Raw genomic sequence first — 19589 nt, 5'->3', positions numbered from 1 at the left:
GCGGCTCGGACACTCAGAGGGAGGTAGCGTCCTCGACGTCCTCGTCTCGCATGTCGCCGGGCGCCGCGAGCAGGGCGCGACCGGCGGCGAAGACCGTCGCTGCCGGCGGCAACTCTCCGGGCACACCGCTGCGGAAGACCTGGACACGGCCCGAACCCGAGGCGGGGCGCCCGAGCGCGTCGATCCGGCGCAGCGTCTGCCGCGCGACGGCCTCGGCGCTGTCGAACAGGCGCACTCCGGCCGGTAGGTGTTCGGTGATGGTGTCGGCGACCAGCGGATAGTGGGTGCAGCCGAGAACCACACCCTGGACGTGCCGAGGGGTGCGCTCGGCTGCGGAGGCGACCGCTGCGGCGACGGCCACCCGATCGCCCGCATCGATGGCGTCGGCGAGTCCGTGACACGCCACCCCGACGACCTCGGACCCGTTCGCGAACTGCTCGATCAGATTCGCCTGGTACCTGCTCGCGGTGGTCGCGGCGGTGGCCCAGATCGCCACCGAATCGCACGCCGCCGCCGCGGGCTTGACCGCCGGGACCGTGCCCACCACGGGCACCGACGGACCGAGATCGGCCCGGACGTGTTCGAGGGCGGTCACCGATGCGGTGTTGCACGGGAGCACGACCACCTCGGCGCCGCGGTCGACAGCGCGGCGGGCGGTGGTAACGACCCGGTCGATTACCCAGTCCGGCGACTTCGGCCCCCACGGGGCGCCGTCGGGATCCGTCGACAACATGAGGTCGAGATCGGGACGCAACCGTCGCAGCCACGCGGACGTCGGCAACAGCCCGAGACCCGAGTCGATGAGCGCAACGATCACCCTACGAATCTAGCCGGTCGCGCGCGGCGGGCCCGAGTGCGGTCGGTGCGGCACGCAGCCCTACTCCCCTAGACCGTCGCTGCGAGCAGCTCGTCGATCGGGGCGCCCGCGGCGATCTTCGCGCGCGACTTCATGACCAGCGCGGGCAGGCCGCCACCCACGGCACCGACGAGCCTGCCGTCGCGCTCGTAGTACGCGAGGAACTTGCGGCCGTCGTCGCGCACGACGTGCACCGTGTCGTCGGCCGTGACCGCACCGAGGCCCTGGATCTTGATGTCGTACTGGTCGCTCCAGAAGTAGGGCACCTGCGCGGCCGCCCCGGCCTCGACGCCCATGATGGTCTTCGCGAGCACTGATGCCTGCTCACCGGCGTTCGTCCAGTGCTCGATACGCCTGCGCCCCCCGGCCGGCACCTGCCAGGACGCGACGTCGCCGACCGCCCACACGTGCGGCGTGGAGGTGCGGCCCGTGCCGTCGCACACGACACCGTTCTCGACCTCGACGCCCGATTCCTCGAGCCATTCGGTGGCCGGGATCGACCCGATGCCGAGCACCACGAGATCGACGTCGATCTCGCTGCCGTCGCCGAGGACGGCGGAGGTGACACGCTCGTCGCCGCGGATCTCCGACAGACCGACCCCGGCACGCACGTCGACGCCCTCGGCGGTGTGGAGGCGGGTGACGAGAGCACCGACCTCGGCACCGAGCACCGACGCGAGCGGAGTGGGCTGCGGTTCGACCAGCACGACCTCCACCTCACGCGCGCGCAGGCTCGCCGCGACCTCGCACCCGATGAACCCGGCACCGACGACGAGGGCGCGGGCACCGGGAACGATCGCCTCGCGCAGGGCGCGGCTGTCCTCGAGCGACCGCAGAACGTGGACTCCCGCCAGATCGGGCAGACCGGGGATGCGGCGGGGCCGCAGACCCGTGGCGACGACGAGTTCGTCGTAGCCGAGTTCGGTGCCGTCCGCGAGGGTGAGGGTGCGCGACGCGGTGTCGACCGAGCGGGCCGCGGCACCGAGCTTCAGCTCGATGCGGTTCTCGTCGAAGAACTCGCTCGGCCGGAGGGTCGTGTCGTCGCGGTCGCCGCGCAGGACCTCCTTGGACAGGGGCGGGCGGTCGTAGGGCAGGTGCGTCTCGTCGCCGACGAGCACGAGTTCGCCCTCGTATCCGGCGCGGCGCAGCTCCTCGGCGGTACGCACCGCCGCCAGGCCGGCGCCCACGACGACGACACGCTCCGGCGTACTCTCGGTCTCCCGCTCGTTCGACACCCTTGCCCCATCCTTCGCTTCGTCTGTGACACGAATGCTCGTGCCGCGCGGTAGTGATGCATCCCACCCTGCGTCCCACGTTCTTACCAAACGGCGACGGCGGGCGACAGACCTACGTCGGCCGTTAGAGTTCGAGGCACCGTGAGGACAATGGGATCCAGCACAGGATCGAGCACGGAACACGACCGGTACACCTACCTGGGAGCCCTCATGACCAGCGACAGCGGCGCAGGTATCAGCCGCATACAGTTCGGCGCCGGAACCTCCTCCGGACCCGCCGACCCGCAGGGCCGCACGATCATCGCGGACGCGGTGGTGGCCAAGATCGCGGGGCTCGCGACCCGCGAGATCAGCGGCGTCATCGAGGTGGGCGCCGGCACCGCCCGCGTCGTGGGCGCACTGCGCGACCGCATCCCCGGTGCGCGCATCAACCACGGCCAGGGTGTCGCCGTCGAGGTCGGTGAACGTCAGGCTGCGATCGACATCGGCATCGTCGCCGAATACGGCGTCGCGCTGCACGAACTCGCGGTCGCCATCCGGCACAACGTCATCGCCGCGGTCGAGCGCATGACAGGACTCGAGGTCACCGAGGTCAACATCACGGTCTTCGACGTCATGCTCCACGAAGAGGCCGCGGCCCTCACCGACGACGCCAAACCCCGCGTGCAGTGAACCCCGGATCCGCAGCGCAGGCGAACGCGGCCGACCTGGTCGCGGACGCCGCGCTGTCCGTTCCCGGCGTCGTGGGTCTGCACCGCGGCGCATTCGGGGAGGTCGCCACCTACCTGCCCGGGCGACGCGTAGAAGGCGTGCGGCTGACCGATCAGCTGTGCGCGGTGCACATCGTCGTGCGGATCCCCGCCGATCTCCCGGCCGTCGCCGACGCCGTCCGCGTCCGGGTGTCCTCGCTGGTGGACGTGCCCGTCCAGGTGACGATCGAAGACGTCCACGCCGGTGAACGAGAAGGAGCCCCATCGTGAACCACACACCCGTCAGCAACACCGTCGTCGGACTCCTCGCGGGGCTGCTCCTGGCCCTCGCCGGCATCATCGGCGGGTTCAGCGGTCTGCTGTTCGCTGTGCTGCTCGGCGCGCTCGGTGCCGCGATCGGCGCCCATCGCGACGGCCACCTCGACCTCGGCGCCCTGCTGAGGAGTCGGGGCCGTGGCTGACCCCACCGCATCCGATGTCGGGACATCCGACGATGCCGCACCCGCGGAGACCGGTTCCGGGACCGGGGTCGTGCCGCCGGGCGAACGCGGCAGCCTCGTCGTCAAGGACCGCGCGATCGAACGCATCGCCGCGGCCGCCGCGCTCGGCGTCCCCGGTGTGGTGCGGCACAGCGGGGGTGGCATCCTGCGTCTCACCGGACGCGACCTGCCCCGGGCCGACGTCACCACCGGAGCGACCGCCGTCGCGGTGAATCTCTACATCGCCGCCGAATGGCCGTACGACGCGGCGATGCTCACCCGCAGGGTCCACGACGCGGTCGAACGCCAACTGCACGACCTGACGGGCATGCGGATCAGCGAACTCAACGTGCTCATCGTCGCGACCGCGCTCGTCGAGGACGGCGAGACCGACGAGACGCAGCCACCCGTCGAGTACCTGGAATCCGACATCGTCGCGGCGCGGACCACCCCGCATCCCGACATCCCCACCGTCGCTCCCCTGCCGCCGCTGGCGCCGCCCGCGGCCGCACCCGCCGCTGCGATCGTCGCGATCGCGGCACTCGCCCTGTCGTTCGTCGCTGCCCGGGAACTGCTCATCGTCAACGGGACGTACGGCGGCGCCCCGTGGCTGCGCAACTCCTTCGAGTGGTTCGGCCGCCTGCACTGGCACACCTGGCTCGCGCCGATCGCCGCGGTGTGCCTCGTCCTCGGAATCGTCCTGATCGTCGTCTCGCTCAAACCCCGTCGCCGGACGCATGTCCCACTGCAGGTCGCGGGACCGGTGCCCACGGTGTGGATGCGGCGCACCGACGTCGCACGCATGTGCAGCGCTCACGCATCCGCGCTCACCGGCGTGCGCACGGCCCGCACGGTCGTCGATCGTCGCCGTGCCGTGGTGCGTATCTCGATCGAGGACGAGACGCCGATCGACGAGATCACCGCCTCCGTGCGCGGCGCGGTCGCCCCGAACCTCGCGGCGCTCGCCGACCCCGTCGAACTCGTGGTGGAGGTGGCGCGGTGAAACTTCGTACCGTGCTGGCGAATCGGCTCGTCACCTTCCTGACGGGCCTCGCGCTCGCCGGTGCCGGCGCATTCGCCCTCGCCTGGGTGTGGCAGGTTCCCGCCGCCCGCGAACAGCTCTCGCGTCTCGACCGTCCCCGCGTGACCGACATTCCGGACCAGTCGTGGTGGACGCCGGCCCTGTGGTCGGTCTTCGCGGGCGGACTCGTGCTCGGCATCGCGTTGCTCGCCGTCAACCTGTCGCGTCGGCGCACCTCGACCGTGCAGCTCTACGACCAGGTCACCGACGCCACTCTCGGTGTCGAACTCGGTCCCGTCGCCGACGGTGTGGCAGCCGAACTCGCCGCCCTACCCGGCGTGCGGGCCGTGCGCGGACGCGCCGTGGTCGAACGCCACCTGCCGACGCTCTCGGTGGTGGTGCACGCCGACCCGACCATCGACGTCACCGAACTGACGGAGGCCGCCGAGGATGCCGCCCAGCGGGTCGCGCGGGCTCTCGGTGGGGCGCACGTCGCGACGCAGGTCCTGGTACATCTCGACCCGGCCGTCGACGTCCACTGAGCCCACCCCGCCCGGGGCGGCTCAGCTTCGGGCCGCGTCCACGAGGTCGTGCTCGACGCGGTAGTCCACGCGCATCCGGTCCATCGCCACGTCGCGCACCTTGTACGCCCGCTGCGTGGTGCGTTCGAGGTCCGGGTAGCGGAGTTCCTGGACGCGGGTGACGAGCGCGAGCAGCGGCCCGACGCGTCCGAGGAGGTGCTTGAGTGGACTGTCGGGGATGTGCAGGGCGTCGGCGTCGGCGTCGCCGATGAACACCCGCTGCAGCGAGTGCATCACCGTGCGGGCGACCGCCGTCCGGATCGGTGCGGTGCCCGGCAACAGGTTCGCCAGTTCCGGGACGAGATACTGCTCGGTCAGTGCGGTGACGAATTCCCGGTCCTCGTCGCTGGGGCCCGGCGAGGTGAGCCTGTAGAGGTCCTCGACCGCGATGTGGTCGCGTTCGGTACGCAGGCCCAGTTCCTCGCCCATCCCGATCACGTGCCCGACATATCGCCACAGGTGGTAGATGTCGTCGAGTTCGCGATCGGTGAAGCGCACCCCGAGGATCTGCATCGCCTCGACCGCGATGTGGCCGAACTCGGCCATCGTCAGCGCCATGTACGACTGCGGGATCGGCACGCCCCAGGCGTCCTCGTCCCACACTCCGCTCGCGAGGATGCCCTTGCGCACGTGGGCGTGGATCAGGCGCACCCGCACCGTGAATGCGAATCCGCCTCCGTCGCGTCGCATCCCGCCGCGGGTGAGGACGTGCCGCAGCCACTCCCCGACCTCCACCGACCGCACGGCCGGCCGACTCACATAGCGCCCTGTCAGCGCGAGAGGCTTTCCGGCGATGAAGTTTCCGGCACCGCGCAGCAGCGACGCGGCACCGAGCACCATGCCGAGGATCGGGGTGTGCCGGACGAGCGCATCGGCGGCGTTGTCGATGCGGTCGTGGTCGACCCAGGCGGGTTCGTCGTCGAGGAAGGCGAACAGGTCGCGCAGGGAGTCGGGTGCCCCGGGGACCGCGTCGACGCCGTCGGCGAGTGCGACCCGCACGGCGTCGGTCGCGGAGTTCGGACCGAAGTCGTCGTTCACCACGGCGTCGGCGAGGGGGTCCGCCTGCCACATGCCGTCGAGCCAGCGCTCACCGAGATCGGCGTATCGGCGCACCGCAAGGTCGGCGTTGACGAGATCACGTGGGATACGTCGCTCCATACATCCATGGAAACACGAGGAATCCTCACTTACTATTCACTTTTCATGAGCTCCCCGCGCGGTGACAGAACCGCAGGAAAAGCACCCCGGAAGCGTCCTGTCCAGCAGCGCAGCCACGACACCCGCAAGCTGCTCCTCACCTCTGCGCACGAGTTGCTCGAGCGCAGCCCCACCGCGCGGATCAGCACCACGGCACTCGCCGAGCACGCCCACGTGAGCATCGGGACGGTCTACCGGTACTTCCCCGACGTCGACGCCGTGCTCGACGAACTCCGCATGACCGCCGTCCACGCGATCACCACCTCACTGTCCACCGCCATCGGACGGGCGATGGACCAGCAGCCGGCGGAGGCCATGGTGACGGTCGTGGAGAGTCTCACCGCCGCGTTCGAGAAACACGCTGCGGTACTCCGGGTGTCGTACACCTCGGAGGAGATCGAGTTCGGGCTCGCGTGGGCCGAGGTCGAAGGTCCGCTGCGGCCGCTGGGACGCATCATCCCGGCGCGGCTGCGACCCGATCTCGACGACGCAGCACTCGACGATCTCGTCTTCATCGTGATGGGAGCGACGGCGAGCCTGTGCTCGCGGATCGCCCTCCTACGTCCCCGGAGATCCGATCGGACGCAGATGGTTGCGATGACGGCGCGGATGCTCCTCGCCGCGATCGAGAGCGCCTGATCGAGAGAGCGCCGACCACACGGCGCGGTTGACAAGAGTACTTCACATACGGAGCGGTCGTTTTTCGACCCGAAAACAGACCCGATGTCCTGCCGAACGGCACATACTGATCACTGTCGTCCTCACACCGTCGTCTCGACCGGGGAGAATGCCGTGCGCCGATTACCGATCGTGTTGTCCGCCGTGATGCTCACCGTCGTGGCCGCCTGCGGCAACGACACCGCCGAAGAATCACCGCCGGCCGCAACATCCGAGGCCACGGCTACGGATTCGACCGCCACCGGCGAGGCGCCCGCCGACGAGTTCCAGGACGTGCTCGACCGCATGCGCGAGGAGGTCGGTTTCCCCGGAGTCGTTGCGCGCGTGGTCACCCCGGACTACGAATGGACCGGTGCATCCGGCACGATCGGTGCGGATCGATCGGAGGAGCCCGACCCCGACGATCACACCCGTATCGGCAGCATCACGAAGACGATGACGGTCACCGCTCTGCTGCAACTGGCGGAGGACGACGAACTGTCGCTCGAGGATCCGATCGGCCGCTATGTGCCGGGTCTGCCGAACGGGGACACCGCCACTCTGGGGCAACTGGCCTCGATGGTGAGCGGTATCCCCAGCTACACCTTCGACGAGGAATTCCAGCAGCGGCTCTTCGCCGATCCGGAGGCCCCGTGGACCCCGGACCAGCTCCTCGACTTCGTGCGCGGCGACGCACCGAACTTCGCTCCCGGCGAGCGGTTCGAGTACTCGAACACCAACTTCATCGCGCTCGGGCTGGTCGTCGAGCAGGTTTCCGGGCAGAGCCTGCACGAGTACTTCCGGGCGAACGTCTTCGAGCCCCTGGGCATGGCCGAGACCGTCATGCCCACCGACGCGGCGATCGCGTCACCGCACCTGTACGGGATCACCGAACAGGGACAGCCGGACGGGCAGACGGCCGATGCGACCGACTGGAACCCGTCGTGGGGATGGTCGGCCGGCGCGGTGATCTCCACGGTCGACGATCTCGAGTTGTGGGGCACGGCCCTCGGGACGGGCGAGGGCATCCTCTCCCCCGAGATGCAGCAGCTCCGTCTCGATTCGTTCCTGTTCGACATCCCCGGTGCGACCGACACCCGCGCCTACGGTCTCGGGCTCGGTATCGAGAACGGCTGGCTCGGCCACACGGGCGAGCTCCCCGGTTTCAACACCTACGTGGGATATCTGCCCGAACGGCAGGCTGTGGTCGTCGCTGCCGTGAACAGCGACATCCCGACCGCCGACGGGGAGGAACCGGTGACCCCCGTGGCGAACCAGCTGAAGGAGATCGTCGGCTGATCGCCGTGATCCCGAAACGCCGAACGGCGCCCACCCGAGGGTGGACGCCGTTCGAGCGTCAGTGAGGACTAGCTCACTTGATGATCCCGTAGGCGGTGCCTACTTGATGATCTTCGTGACGCGACCGGCGCCGACGGTGCGGCCACCCTCGCGGATCGCGAAGCGGAGGCCCTCGTCCATGGCGACCGGCTGGATCAGCTTGACGGACATCTCGGTGTTGTCACCGGGCATGACCATCTCGGTGCCCTCGGGGAGGGTAACAACGCCCGTCACGTCCGTGGTACGGAAGTAGAACTGCGGACGGTAGTTGTTGAAGAACGGCGTGTGGCGGCCGCCCTCCTCCTTGTTGAGGATGTAGGCCTGGCCCTCGAACTCCGTGTGGGGAGTCGTGGTGCCCGGCTTGACGACGACCTGGCCGCGCTCGACGTCCTCGCGCTTGATGCCGCGGACGAGGAGACCGACGTTGTCGCCGGCCTGGCCCTGGTCGAGCAGCTTGCGGAACATCTCGATGCCGGTGACCGTGGTCTTGGTCGACTCGGGGCGGATGCCGACGATCTCGACCTCTTCGTTGACGTTGATCACGCCACGCTCGATACGGCCGGTGACGACGGTGCCACGACCCGTGATGGTGAAGACGTCCTCGACGGGCATGAGGAACGGCTTGTCGGTCTCACGGACCGGGTCCGGGATGGAGTCGTCGACGGCCTGCATGAGGTCGACGATCGACTGGACCCACTTCTCGTCACCCTCGAGAGCCTTGAGAGCGGAGATCGGGACGACCGGAGCGTTCTCGTCGAACTCCTGCGAAGCGAGGAGCTCGCGCACCTCCATCTCGACGAGCTCGAGGATTTCCTCGTCGTCGACCATGTCGGCCTTGTTCAGGGCGACGAGGATGTAGGGAACGCCGACCTGGCGGGCGAGCAGCACGTGCTCACGCGTCTGCGGCATCGGGCCGTCGGTGGCGGCCACGACCAGGATCGCGCCGTCCATCTGGGCGGCACCGGTGATCATGTTCTTGATGTAGTCCGCGTGACCCGGGGCGTCGACGTGCGCGTAGTGGCGCTTGTCGGTCTGGTACTCGACGTGGGAGATGTTGATCGTGATACCACGAGCCTTCTCCTCAGGTGCCTTGTCGATCTGATCGAAAGCGAAGCTCTCGTTCAGGTCGGGGAACTTGTCGGCAAGCACCTTGGTGATCGCAGCCGTGGTGGTGGTCTTGCCGTGGTCGACGTGACCGATGGTGCCGATGTTCACGTGCGGCTTGGTCCGCTCGAACTTCGCCTTCGCCACTGGATGTCCTCCTGGACTGTTGTTGCTTGCTGTATGCAGCAGTGCGGTTTGTATTACTTGGTCGTGCAGGTGACCGAGGGATAACCCGGAGGTTACTCGCCGGTCGCCTTGGCGATGATTTCCTTCGCGACGTTCGAGGGAACCTCTGCGTAGGAATCGAACACCATGGAGAAGTTCGCACGACCCTGGGTCTTCGACCGCAGATCGCCGATGTAACCGAACATCTCCGAGAGCGGAACCAGCGCCTTCACGACACGGGCACCACTGCGTTCCTCCATGGCCTGGATCTGGCCACGGCGGGAGTTCAGGTCGCCGATCACTTCACCCATGTAGTCCTCGGGCGTGGTGACCTCGACCGCCATGAGGGGCTCGAGGATCACCGGGGCGGCCTTGCGGGCCGCTTCCTTCAGTGCCTGCGAGCCGGCGATCTTGAACGCCATTTCGGACGAGTCGACGTCGTGGTACGCACCGTCGATGAGGGTGACCTTCAGGTTCACCAGCGGGTAGCCGGCGAGCACGCCGTACTGCATGGCGTCCTGAGCACCCGCGTCGACCGACGGGATGTACTCGCGCGGGATGCGACCGCCGGTGACCTTGTTCTCGAACTCGTAGGTCGCGCCGTCCTCGCCGACGAACGGCGAGAGGCCGATGATGACCTTTGCGAACTGGCCCGAGCCACCGGTCTGCTTCTTGTGCGTGAACTCGAGCTTCTCGACCGGCTTGGTGATCGTCTCGCGGTACGCGACCTGCGGCTTGCCGACGTTCGCCTCGACCTTGAACTCGCGCTTCATGCGGTCGACGAGGATGTCGAGGTGGAGCTCGCCCATACCGCCGATGACGGTCTGGCCGGTCTCGTCGTCGAGCTCGACCGAGAAGGTCGGGTCCTCTTCGGCGAGCTTCTGGATGGCCGTCGACAGCTTCTCCTGGTCGGCCTTCGACTTCGGCTCGATGGAGACCTGGATGACCGGGTCCGGGAAGGTCATCGACTCGAGGACGATCGGGGCGTCCTGCGCGCACAGGGTGTCGCCGGTCGTGGTGTCCTTCAGGCCGATCATCGCGTAGATGTGGCCCGCGACTGCCTCGTCGACCGGGTTCTCCTTGTTGGCGTGCATCTGGAACAGCTTGCCGACGCGCTCCTTCTTGCCCTTGGTCGAGTTGAGCACCTGGGTGCCCGAGTCGATCCGGCCGGAGTACACGCGGACGAAGGTCAGCTTGCCGAAGAAGGGGTGCGCAGCGATCTTGAAGGCGAGCGCCGAGAAGGGCTCCTCCTTCGAGGGCTTACGACGCATCTCCTCTTCTTCGTTACCGACCTGGTGGCCGATGACGTCGCCGATGTCGAGCGGGTTCGGCAGGTAGTCGATGACCGCGTCGAGCATGGGCTGGATGCCCTTGTTCTTGAAGGCGGAGCCGCACAGCACCGGGTACAGCTCGGAGGCGACCGTCATCTTGCGGATGGCAGCCTTGATCTCGGCGACGGTCAGTTCCTCGCCACCGAAGTACTTCTCCATGAGCTCTTCGTCGGACTCGGCGACCGTCTCGAGCAGCTTCTCGCGGTACTCGGCAGCCTTGTCGGCGAGATCGGCCGGGATCTCCTCGATGGTCGGCTCGGCACCGATCTCGGTGACGCCGCGCCAGGTGATGGCCTTCATCTCGACGAGGTCGACGACGCCGTCGAAGGCATCCTCGGCACCGATGGGGAGCTGGAGGACCAGCGGCTTCGCGCCCAGGCGATCGATGATCGTCTGCACGGTGAAGTAGAAGTCCGCGCCCATCTTGTCCATCTTGTTGACGAAGCAGATGCGCGGAACGTCGTACTTGGCAGCCTGGCGCCAGACCTGCTCGGACTGGGGCTCGACGCCCTCCTTGCCGTCGAACACGGCGACTGCGCCGTCGAGGACGCGCAGCGACCGCTCGACCTCGACCGTGAAGTCGACGTGGCCGGGGGTGTCGATGATGTTGATCTGGTTCTTGTTCCAGAAGCAGGTCACAGCAGCGGAGGTGATGGTGATACCACGCTCCTTCTCCTGCTCCATCCAGTCGGTGGTCGAGGCACCGTCGTGCGTCTCACCGATCTTGTAGTTGACACCGGTGTAGAAGAGGATGCGCTCGGTGGTGGTGGTCTTGCCGGCATCGATGTGCGCCATGATGCCGATGTTGCGGACCTTGTTCAGGTCGGTCAGCACTTCCTGTGCCACAGGTAACCCCGCTCGTAGCTCGTGTCGGTCCTTGGGTGCGGACCACATGTTCTTGTGTTGTCAGCCGGCCTTTACGGGACCGACACAGTTGTGCGAGCAGCCGACCGGGAGGTCCGTGATGACGGCATCTCCCGGTCGGCGACGACTCACCAGCGGTAGTGCGCGAACGCCTTGTTGGCTTCAGCCATCTTGTGCGTGTCCTCGCGGCGCTTCACGGATGCGCCGAGGCCGTTGCTCGCGTCGAGGAGCTCGTTGGCGAGCCGCTCGACCATGGTCTTCTCGCGACGCTGACGCGCGAACGTCACCAGCCAGCGCAGGGCGAGGGTGGTGGAACGACCGGGGCGAACCTCGACCGGCACCTGGTAGGTGGCACCACCGACGCGACGGCTGCGGACCTCGAGGGCGGGCTTGACGTTGTCGAGCGCGCGCTTGAGGGTGACGACCGGATCGGTGCCGGTCTTCTCGCGAGCCTGCTCGAGCGCCTGGTAGACGATGCGCTCGGCGGTGGACTTCTTGCCGTCCAGCAGGATCTTGTTGACCAGCTGGGTGACCAGCGGCGAACCGTAGACCGGATCGGCGATCAGCGGGCGCTTGGGAGCGGGACCTTTACGTGGCATCAGCCCTTCTCCTTCTTCGCTCCGTAGCGGCTGCGAGCCTGCTTGCGGTTCTTGACACCCTGGGTGTCGAGCGAGCCGCGGATGATCTTGTAGCGCACACCCGGGAGGTCCTTCACACGACCGCCACGCACGAGCACCATCGAGTGCTCCTGGAGGTTGTGGCCCTCACCCGGGATGTAGGCGGTGACCTCGACCTGGGAGGTCAGACGCACACGGGCGACCTTCCGGAGAGCCGAGTTCGGCTTCTTCGGGGTGGTGGTGTACACGCGAGTGCACACGCCGCGACGCTGGGGGCTGCCCTTGAGCGCCGCGCTCTTGACCTTGGCGGCCTTGTCGCGGCGGCCCTTGCGGACCAGCTGATTGATGGTTGGCATTAACCGGCTTTCTTCGTTGTCTGAAGCTGCTCACTTCGAGCAACCTCGGCTGTTCTGAAATTAGGGATCCATCGGTTGGGGCAAGAAAGCTGCTGCCCCGCACTCGCCCCTCGTGTGCACACGAGGTCGGGTGTGTCGCGTACCCCCACACAGGCAGCCGGGGGCTCGCTCCTGCAGAAATCCACAGACCGCGCGCACGGCACTACCTCGCATAGGCACACAGACCGGCCCGGGCATGCCGGACACGACCCACAACGATACCCGGCGGGCGCGCATGAGGTCAAAGTGAGGAGCGCGCACCCTCCCGAGGATCCGCACACACCGTCAACTGCTGAGGTTCAGTGTGAGCCGGGCCAACGTAGCAGCAGCTTCACAGGGGTCCGCTCCCCCGGAGGTGTACTGCACCCACCAGCCGAAGATGCCGGTCGTCGAGGCCCCGGAACTGACCCCGCACGAGCGCGGATCGCCCGGTCGGCGCATCTGCAGCGCCCGCCGGCCCTCGATGGTCGTGTTCTCGATCTCGTAACCGAGCCCCTCGGCTGCGGCGCGTTCGTGGTCGAGGGAACCGGTCTCGAACCAGTTGAAGGTGACCTTCACGACACCCGCGGGTCCCTCACCGTCCCAGCGGCAGATCGCACCGAAGAAACCGCGGTAGACGTAGTCCGCGCCCACGGCTTCGGCGATCTTCTCGTCGGCGACCGCGTCGCACTCGGTGAGCAGCCGGGTGAACTCGGCGCCCGTGCCGCCACCGATCCCCTCGGGAACGGCACGCCCCTCGATGGTGCGGGTGCACCCGGTGAGCAGAGCGCCCGTCGTGAGGACGGTCGCGAGCGCGGCACCCCAGCGGCGGGCGTTCACTTCTGCACCCTCTCCACACTTGTGGTGGCCAGGCCGCGAGCGACCACGCAGGCGTCGGCGACGGGCGTGAGGTTCGAGTACGAGACCGACCAGTGGACGAAGTCGCCGCCGAACTCCACACCGATCTCGCACAGCGTCGTCTGCCCCAGTTCGTTCTGGTAGGACCCCATGAAACCGGACCGTCCCCCGATCTCGACGTCGGCGGCGGGCCGGCCGATGAGATCGGAGCCGGCGCGTTCGCGGCCGATGGGACTTCCCCGGTACCAGGAGAAGCTCACGCTGGGGCCGCCGACGTAGATCTCCCACTCGCAGCCCACCGAGTTGCGCGTCACCGTCGTGAAACTTCCGAGACCGAAGGCCGCCGCCACCTCGTCGTCGGACATCGCGCCGCACTCGTCGAACAGCGGGCCGGGGTCGGTGACGGACGCGGTGGGCGAGGTCGCTGCCTGTCCGGCGTCGTCGGAGTTCCCGCACGCCGCCGCACCGAGACTCATGAGGCCGACCGTGGCCACGGCAGCCGCCGTCCTTCCGATGCGCGGGAGAGGCATGGCGGGAAGACTACCGAGCCGGGCCCGCCTGTGTGCGACGACTCGAGGACTCCCGGAGCACCTCGTCGAGCTGCGCGGCCCAGTGGCGGACGATCTCCCGCCGGCGGGCCGAGTCGTCGGTCAGCACGTCGGCCAGGCCGAGGCCGCGCGCGAGATCCAGGGTCGCCTGCACCGTCCGGTGCACGACCGGATCGGTGTCGTCGGCGCCGAGCTGCTCGACGGCGACCGCGTGCGAGACACGCCCGAACTTCTCCTCGAGCGGCAGGAGCATCTCACGCAGAGCAGGATCGGCCGCCGCGGCCGTCCACACCTGCAGGGCGGCCTTGAACATGTTGCCGGTGCACTGGTCGACGATCCGCTCGACCACTGCCTCCGTGCGGCCGACGCCCTCGGGCACGTCGAACGGCTCGGTGCGGACCCGTTCGATGCGACTGTCGAACATGAACTCGAGCGATGCGGTGATGAGATCCTCCCGGGTCGGGAAGTGATGCTGGGTGGCCCCGCGCGACACTCCTGCCCGCTCGGCGACCACACTCACCGTGGTTGCGGCCCAACCGGATTCGGCGAGGCAGTCGATCGTCGCCTCGAGCAGTCGCCGCCGCGTGGCGCGGCTGCGGTCCTGCTTCGGTTCTCGCGCCATCGGGCCTCCTGCTCCTGCTGTTCTGTCACGACCACCCGGTCACGACCGTTCCGTCACGACTGATCTTCCGCCGAACGGGTATTCGTGCGACCCCGAGACCGTACGCAAAGCTCATCATCCGTACACTCGTATAACAGGTCGGGGCGAAAGGGGAGCACCACGTGGCGACCATCGTCAGGCGCGAGGACTACTTCGACGCCGCGCTGGCCATCCTGGCCACCAACGACCATGCCGGGCTCAAGCAGGCACGGTTGTGCAGTCACCTCGAGGTGACGACCGGCTCGTTCTACAACTATTTCGAGAGCTGGGCGCAGTTCAAGACCGAATTCCTCCAGCACTGGCTCGAGAGCCAGACGCTGCAGCTCGCCGCCGCGGCGCGCCTCGAGGGTTCGATGACCCGACGGCTCCGGTTGCTCGTCGAATTCGCGTGCAGTCTCCCCCACTCCGCCGAATCCGCCATCCGTGGTTGGTCGCACAGCGACTCCGGGGTCCACGAGGTGCAGAGCAAGGTCGACGACCTGCGTTACGCGGTGGTGGCCGAAGCGGTGGCCCAGTATCTCGGTTCGAGGGGACAGGCCGAGCGGTTCGCAAGGCTGGCCCTGTACACGCTCGTGGGCTACCAGCAGACCGTGCCGCTGCAGGACGTGAACTCGTTGCGGTGGTCCCTCGCCTATCTGCTGGGGACGCTGCTCCCGGCGGAGGAGGCGGCCGGTATCTTCCCGCCGGATTCCTTCCCGCCGAACCTCGGTACCTCCGGGTCCGAGGTGTCGAATCCCGACACCTCGAACCCGGAAGCATCGAACACCGAAGCGTCGAACACCGAAGCGTCGGCCTAGTACGACTTCGGCAGGCCCAGCGAGTGCTGGGCCACGAAGTTGAGGATCATCTCCCGGCTGACCGGCGCCACGCGTGCGATGCGCGCGGCGCCGAGCATCGCCGCGAGGCCGTACTCCCGGGTGAGGCCGGCTCCGCCGTGGGTCTGGATCGCCTGGTCCAGCGAGGCGATCGCGGCCTCACCCGCGGCGTACTTGGCCATGTTCGCGGCCTCGGCGGCCCCGAAGTCGTCGCCGCTGTCGTAGAGGACGGCGGCCTTCTGCATCATGAGCTTGGCGAGTTCGAGCTCGATCTTGCGCTGCGCCAGCGGGTGCGCAATGCCCTGATGCGCGCCGATGGGCTGCTTCCAGACGGTGCGCTCGTTGGCGTAGCGCACCGCGGCGTCGAGGGCGTACCGGCCCATCCCCACTGCCATCGCCGCGCCCATGATCCGTTCGGGGTTCAGTCCGGCGAACAGCTGCATCAGCGCGGCCTCCGGTTCACCGACCAGTGCGTCGGCGGGAAGCCGGACGTCGTCGAAGAACAGGGAGAACTGGTAGTCCGGCTCGAGGATGTCCATCTCCATGGGCGTCTTCGTGAAGCCCGGAGCGTCGGTCGGCACGATGAACAGGGCCGGACGGAGCTTGCCGGTCTTCGCGTCCTCGGTGCGGGAGACGACGAGCACGGCGTCGGCCTGGTCGACACCGGAGATGTACACCTTGCTGCCGGAGAGGATCCAGTCGTCACCGTCGCGGCGGGCGATGGTGGTGATGTTGTGCGAGTTGGATCCGGCGTCGGCCTCGGTGATGCCGAAGGCCATGATGCGGGAGCCGTCGGCGAGCCCGGGCAACCATTCCTGCTTCTGCGCGTCGGTGCCGTACTTGGAGATGATCGTGCCGCAGATGGCCGGCGAGACCACGACGAGCAGCAACCCTGCGCCCTTGGCGGAGAGCTCCTCCTGCACCAGCGCGAGTTCGTAGATGCCGGCGCCGCCCCCGCCGTATTGCTCCGGGAGGTTCACGCCGAGGAAGCCGAGCTTGGCCGCCTCCGCCCACAATTCGGTGAGCGGCTCGTGCGCGCGTGACTTGGGAAGCACGTAGTCGACGTAGTTGTAGCGCTCGGCCAGAGCCGCGACCGCAGCGCGCAGTTCCTTCTGTTCTTCGGTCTCGATGATGCTCACGAGGATGCCTTCCGGGTTCGGGTGAGAGGACGCGCGGCCGTGGACGGTCGCGTGAAGGATCAGGTGTGTCAGGCGCCGTAACCCAGCCGCTTGGCGGCGAGTTCGGTGAGGATCTCGGTGGTGCCACCGCCGATACCGAGGATGCGCATGTCGCGGTACTGCCGTTCGACCTCGGATTCGGCCATGTACCCGAGTCCGCCGAACAATTGGACCGCCTGGTTGGCGACCCACTCGCCGGCCTCGACCGCGGTGTTCTTCGCGAAACACACCTCGGCGATCAGGTCGGTCTCCCCCGCCACGGCGCGTTCGGTGACGTGCCGGGTGTAGACGCGCGCGACGTCGATGCGACGCGCCATCTCGGACAGCGTGCGCTGCACGGCCTGGCGGGTGATCAGTGGCCGGCCGAAGGTCTCGCGATCGCGGCACCACGCGACGGTCAGGTCCAGGCACCGCTGCGCACCCGAATAGGCCTGGGCGGCGAGGGCGATCCGCTCGGAGACGAAACCCTGTGCGATCTGCCAGAATCCGGTGTTCTCCGCGGCGACGAGGTTGGTGACCGGCACGCGGACGTCGGCGAAGGACAACTCGGCGGTGTCCGACGCGCGCCAGCCCATCTTGTCGAGTTTGCGGGAGACGGTGAAACCCGGTGTGCCCTTCTCGATCACGAGCAGCGAGACTCCTCCGGCGCCGGGACCTCCGGTGCGGACGGCGGTGACCACGAAGTCGGCGCGGCATCCCGAGGTGATGTAGGTCTTCGCGCCGTTGACGACGTAGTGGTCGCCGTCGCGCACCGCGGTGGTGGTCAGATGGCCGACGTCCGATCCGCCGCCCGGTTCGGTGATCGCGAGGGATCCGACGAGTTCGCCTGCGAGAGTGGGCCGTACCCACTTGTCGATCTGATCGGGATCGCCGGCCGCGATGAGGTGCGGCAGGGCGATGCCGCACGTGAACAGTGATGCGAACGCGCCGCCCGAGGCACCTGCCTCGTGGAACGCTTCGCACACGGTGAGCGTGTCGGCACCGTCGCCACCGGAACCGCCGACCTCCTCGGGGAATCCCGCGCCGAGCAGGCCGACCTTCGCGGCCTCGACGTGCAGTTCGCGGGGCAGTTCGCCGGCGCGCTCCCAGTCGTCGAGGTGGGGCAGGATCTCGCGCTTCACGAAACCGGTGACGGTCTCGCGGAGGGCGAGACGCTCGGGGGTGGTCCACATGCTCACGATGTCTCCGATGGTGTCTCGGCCGGGGTGTCTCGCTGGGGTACGGGTGTCTTCAGGAGGCGGACGAGCCGGCTTCACGTCCGGCGCCGGGGGCACCGGCGAAGGCCTGGGCGAGGCCGAGCCATTCCTCCGCGTCCGGGCCGTCGGTGACGAGGGCGGTGTCGTCGCGGTGGATGCGCTGGGTGACGAGCAGGCAGAAGTCGAGAGCCGGGCCGGTGACCGACTGCGCGGCGTCCTCCGGACCCCATTCCCAGCTGTCACCGTCGGGGGCGGTGAGCACCACGCGGAACGGTTCGGCCGGTGGCTTCCGGTCGCGGATGACGTACGCGAAGTCGCGCGTCCGCACCCCCAGGTGCGCGATGTTCTTCAGGCGCGCGGTGGGTGTGCGGGTGACGCCGAGGGCGTCGGCGACGTCTCCCCCGTGCGCCCAGGTCTCCATCAGCCGCGCGGTCGCCATCGAGGCCGGCGACATCGGCGGTCCGAACCACAGGATCTTCGTACCGCGCGGGACCTCGGCGAGCGCGTCGGCGAGTTCGCGGCGGGTGTCGCGCCAGTCGGCGAGCAACTCCGCGGGCGGCCGGCCCGCCTGTTTCGCGGCACCGACGTCGACGAATCCCAGCGGGTCGCCGAACGCCGCTTCGACCATCTTCACGAAGGCGTCCGGGTCACGGACGGCGGTGAGCGCCGCCCGGTCGGTCCACAACAGGTGGCCGATCTGGTGGGCGATGGTCCAACCCTCCGCCGGAGTGGGCAGCGCCCAGCTCTCGTCGGGCAGGTTCGCAACGAGAGCGTCGAGATCGTCGCCCTCCGCGCGGAGATCGTCGAGCACGGTGTGCAGATCGGACATGCGGCAAGCGTCACACGTCACAGCTCTAAAATCAAGCACGCGTGATTGTTTTTTGCGGCAGACGTCGTCCGGGCCTGTCGGACAGACTGACGGGATGGCCGACGACTCCCGCACGCACACCGTCGGGCCTGTCGTTGCGGTCCTCACCGCGGTGTTGTCGATGCAGTTCGGGGCGGCCTTCGCCGCGACCCTGTTCGGCCGGGCGGGCGCCCTCGGCACGGTGACCCTGCGCCTGCTGTTCGCGGCCGTGATCCTCTGCGCGTTCACCCGGCCCCGGCCGCGGACGTGGACACCGGAACAGTGGCGGGCGGTGGTGACACTGGGCGCGAGTCTCGCGCTGATGAACACGGCCTTCTACGGGGGGCTGACGCGGCTGCCCCTCGCCGCAACCGTCACCATCGAGTTCCTCGGCCCACTCGGACTGGCCGCGATCCTGTCCCGACGCCTCCGCGACGCCCTGTGGGTGGTGCTCGCGTTGGCCGGAGTGGTCCTGCTCGGCGTGGGTGACGGTGCCGGACTGTCCACCGGTCTCGATCCCCTCGGGGTCGCCTTCACGCTGGTCGCCGCATCGGGGTGGGCCTGGTACATCATCGCCGGCTCACGTGTGGCGACGACCCTGCCCGGATCGGCCGGACTGGCGGGAGCGACGACGATCGCGGCAGTCGTCGTCCTGCCGTTCGGCGCGGCGACCGCCGGCACCGAGCTCCTCCGGCCCGACCTCGCGCTCGCAGGACTCGCCGTGGCGCTGCTGTCGTCGGCGATCCCGTACACCCTCGAGATCCGTGCCCTGCGCGACCTGCCGAAGAAGGTGTTCGCGATCCTCATCGCGCTCGAGCCCGCTGCCGCAGCGCTCGCCGGCGCTCTGGTGCTGGGGCAGGTCGTCGAACCTCTCGCCCTCGTAGGCATCGCACTCGTCGTGGTCGCGGGAGCCGGCGCGTTGCAGCACTCGCGCGCGTGACCCGGTACCGGATGCAG

General features: G+C 68.4%; 22 protein-coding genes. 9 read left to right on the top strand and 13 right to left on the bottom strand.

The genetic code is table 11. From position 1 onward, the window contains the following. Positions 1-13: 13 nt before the first annotated feature. Positions 14-817, bottom strand: a complete 804-nt coding sequence (locus tag B9C99_RS04760) for a glutamate racemase (RefSeq protein ID WP_088897097.1) — start codon at positions 815-817, stop codon at positions 14-16. Positions 818-885: 68 nt separating this feature from the next. Further along, positions 886-2091, bottom strand: coding sequence for an FAD-dependent oxidoreductase (locus B9C99_RS04755; RefSeq protein WP_088897096.1), 1206 nt, complete (start codon positions 2089-2091; stop codon positions 886-888). 210 nt (positions 2092-2301) lie between these two features. Between B9C99_RS04755 and B9C99_RS04750 the strand changes: the two genes are divergently transcribed. From B9C99_RS04750 to B9C99_RS04730, 5 genes are read left to right on the top strand one after another with little or no spacing between them, the layout of a single operon-like run. Beyond that, the gene (locus B9C99_RS04750) at positions 2302-2763 is read left to right on the top strand and encodes an Asp23/Gls24 family envelope stress response protein (RefSeq protein ID WP_026060889.1); all 462 of its coding nucleotides are present in this window, start codon (positions 2302-2304) and stop codon (positions 2761-2763) included. Next, positions 2760-3071 (top strand): hypothetical protein, encoded by a 312-nt coding sequence (locus B9C99_RS04745; protein ID WP_016690899.1) that lies wholly within the window; start codon positions 2760-2762, stop codon positions 3069-3071. Before B9C99_RS04750 ends, B9C99_RS04745 begins: the two co-directional genes overlap by 4 nt. Further along, positions 3068-3262 (top strand): hypothetical protein, encoded by a 195-nt coding sequence (locus tag B9C99_RS04740; RefSeq protein ID WP_006552248.1) that lies wholly within the window; start codon positions 3068-3070, stop codon positions 3260-3262. The genes B9C99_RS04745 and B9C99_RS04740 overlap by 4 nt, the downstream gene beginning before the upstream one ends. After that, positions 3255-4283 (top strand): DUF6286 domain-containing Asp23/Gls24 family envelope stress response protein, encoded by a 1029-nt coding sequence (locus B9C99_RS04735; protein ID WP_088897095.1) that lies wholly within the window; start codon positions 3255-3257, stop codon positions 4281-4283. Before B9C99_RS04740 ends, B9C99_RS04735 begins: the two co-directional genes overlap by 8 nt. Beyond that, entirely contained in the window at positions 4280-4843 is a 564-nt protein-coding gene (locus tag B9C99_RS04730) for a hypothetical protein (protein WP_059383288.1), read from the top strand. The genes B9C99_RS04735 and B9C99_RS04730 overlap by 4 nt, the downstream gene beginning before the upstream one ends. 21 nt (positions 4844-4864) lie before the next feature. Here B9C99_RS04730 and B9C99_RS04725 read toward each other — a convergent pair whose 3' ends face one another. Beyond that, a complete protein-coding gene (locus B9C99_RS04725) occupies positions 4865-6040 on the bottom strand; it encodes an oxygenase MpaB family protein (RefSeq protein ID WP_088897094.1) in 1176 nt (391 codons plus the stop codon). Positions 6041-6085: 45 nt separating this feature from the next. Here B9C99_RS04725 and B9C99_RS04720 point away from each other — a divergent pair, with 45 nt between their 5' ends. Both B9C99_RS04720 and B9C99_RS04715 read left to right on the top strand, forming a co-directional pair. Continuing rightward, positions 6086-6718, top strand: coding sequence for a TetR/AcrR family transcriptional regulator (locus B9C99_RS04720; RefSeq protein ID WP_088897093.1), 633 nt, complete (start codon positions 6086-6088; stop codon positions 6716-6718). Between the two features lie 153 nt (positions 6719-6871). Beyond that, positions 6872-8035 carry a serine hydrolase gene (locus B9C99_RS04715; protein WP_026060887.1) on the top strand — a complete coding sequence of 388 codons (1164 nt, stop codon included), beginning with the start codon at positions 6872-6874 and terminating at the stop codon, positions 8033-8035. Positions 8036-8134: 99 nt separating this feature from the next. On the opposite strand, the gene tuf is transcribed toward B9C99_RS04715, so the two are convergent. The 7 genes from tuf to B9C99_RS04680 form a co-directional block, all read right to left on the bottom strand. After that, positions 8135-9325 (bottom strand): elongation factor Tu, encoded by a 1191-nt coding sequence (gene tuf / locus B9C99_RS04710; RefSeq protein ID WP_016690893.1) that lies wholly within the window; start codon positions 9323-9325, stop codon positions 8135-8137. Between the two features lie 92 nt (positions 9326-9417). Continuing rightward, positions 9418-11520 (bottom strand): elongation factor G, encoded by a 2103-nt coding sequence (fusA, locus tag B9C99_RS04705; RefSeq protein WP_016690892.1) that lies wholly within the window; start codon positions 11518-11520, stop codon positions 9418-9420. Positions 11521-11666: 146 nt separating this feature from the next. Continuing rightward, positions 11667-12137 (bottom strand): 30S ribosomal protein S7, encoded by a 471-nt coding sequence (gene rpsG / locus B9C99_RS04700; RefSeq protein ID WP_016690891.1) that lies wholly within the window; start codon positions 12135-12137, stop codon positions 11667-11669. Beyond that, complete coding sequence (gene rpsL, locus B9C99_RS04695; protein ID WP_006552258.1) at positions 12137-12511, bottom strand: 30S ribosomal protein S12; 375 nt, start codon at positions 12509-12511, stop codon at positions 12137-12139. Before rpsL ends, rpsG begins: the two co-directional genes overlap by 1 nt. Before the next feature lie 324 nt (positions 12512-12835). Continuing rightward, positions 12836-13369 carry a DUF3558 domain-containing protein gene (locus B9C99_RS04690; protein ID WP_016690890.1) on the bottom strand — a complete coding sequence of 178 codons (534 nt, stop codon included), beginning with the start codon at positions 13367-13369 and terminating at the stop codon, positions 12836-12838. After that, entirely contained in the window at positions 13366-13917 is a 552-nt protein-coding gene (locus B9C99_RS04685) for a DUF3558 domain-containing protein (protein ID WP_172414863.1), read from the bottom strand. The genes B9C99_RS04690 and B9C99_RS04685 overlap by 4 nt, the downstream gene beginning before the upstream one ends. A gap of 10 nt (positions 13918-13927) precedes the next feature. Continuing rightward, positions 13928-14557 carry a TetR/AcrR family transcriptional regulator gene (locus B9C99_RS04680; protein WP_016690888.1) on the bottom strand — a complete coding sequence of 210 codons (630 nt, stop codon included), beginning with the start codon at positions 14555-14557 and terminating at the stop codon, positions 13928-13930. A gap of 161 nt (positions 14558-14718) precedes the next feature. On the opposite strand from B9C99_RS04680, the gene B9C99_RS04675 reads away from it, so the two are divergent. After that, complete coding sequence (locus B9C99_RS04675; RefSeq protein ID WP_088897091.1) at positions 14719-15393, top strand: TetR/AcrR family transcriptional regulator; 675 nt, start codon at positions 14719-14721, stop codon at positions 15391-15393. Here B9C99_RS04675 and B9C99_RS04670 read toward each other — a convergent pair. From B9C99_RS04670 to B9C99_RS04660, 3 genes are all read right to left on the bottom strand, one after another. Then, a complete protein-coding gene (locus B9C99_RS04670) occupies positions 15390-16550 on the bottom strand; it encodes an acyl-CoA dehydrogenase family protein (protein WP_016690886.1) in 1161 nt (386 codons plus the stop codon). The two genes, B9C99_RS04675 and B9C99_RS04670, sit on opposite strands and share 4 nt — an antisense overlap. 68 nt (positions 16551-16618) lie before the next feature. Further along, positions 16619-17767, bottom strand: coding sequence for an acyl-CoA dehydrogenase family protein (locus tag B9C99_RS04665; protein WP_088897090.1), 1149 nt, complete (start codon positions 17765-17767; stop codon positions 16619-16621). A gap of 52 nt (positions 17768-17819) precedes the next feature. Further along, entirely contained in the window at positions 17820-18614 is a 795-nt protein-coding gene (locus B9C99_RS04660) for a TIGR03084 family metal-binding protein (protein WP_088897089.1), read from the bottom strand. Positions 18615-18708: 94 nt separating this feature from the next. Here B9C99_RS04660 and B9C99_RS04655 point away from each other — a divergent pair, with 94 nt between their 5' ends. Continuing rightward, the gene (locus B9C99_RS04655) at positions 18709-19572 is read left to right on the top strand and encodes an EamA family transporter (protein WP_172414862.1); all 864 of its coding nucleotides are present in this window, start codon (positions 18709-18711) and stop codon (positions 19570-19572) included. The last annotated feature ends 17 nt before the right edge of the window (positions 19573-19589 follow it).

The sequence above is a fragment of the Rhodococcus sp. BUPNP1 genome (genome assembly GCF_002215235.1).
Lineage (GTDB): Bacteria > Actinomycetota > Actinomycetes > Mycobacteriales > Mycobacteriaceae > Rhodococcus.
The sequence above is the reverse complement of the archived record's forward strand: the minus strand, read 5'-3'. Positions and strand labels throughout refer to the sequence as shown.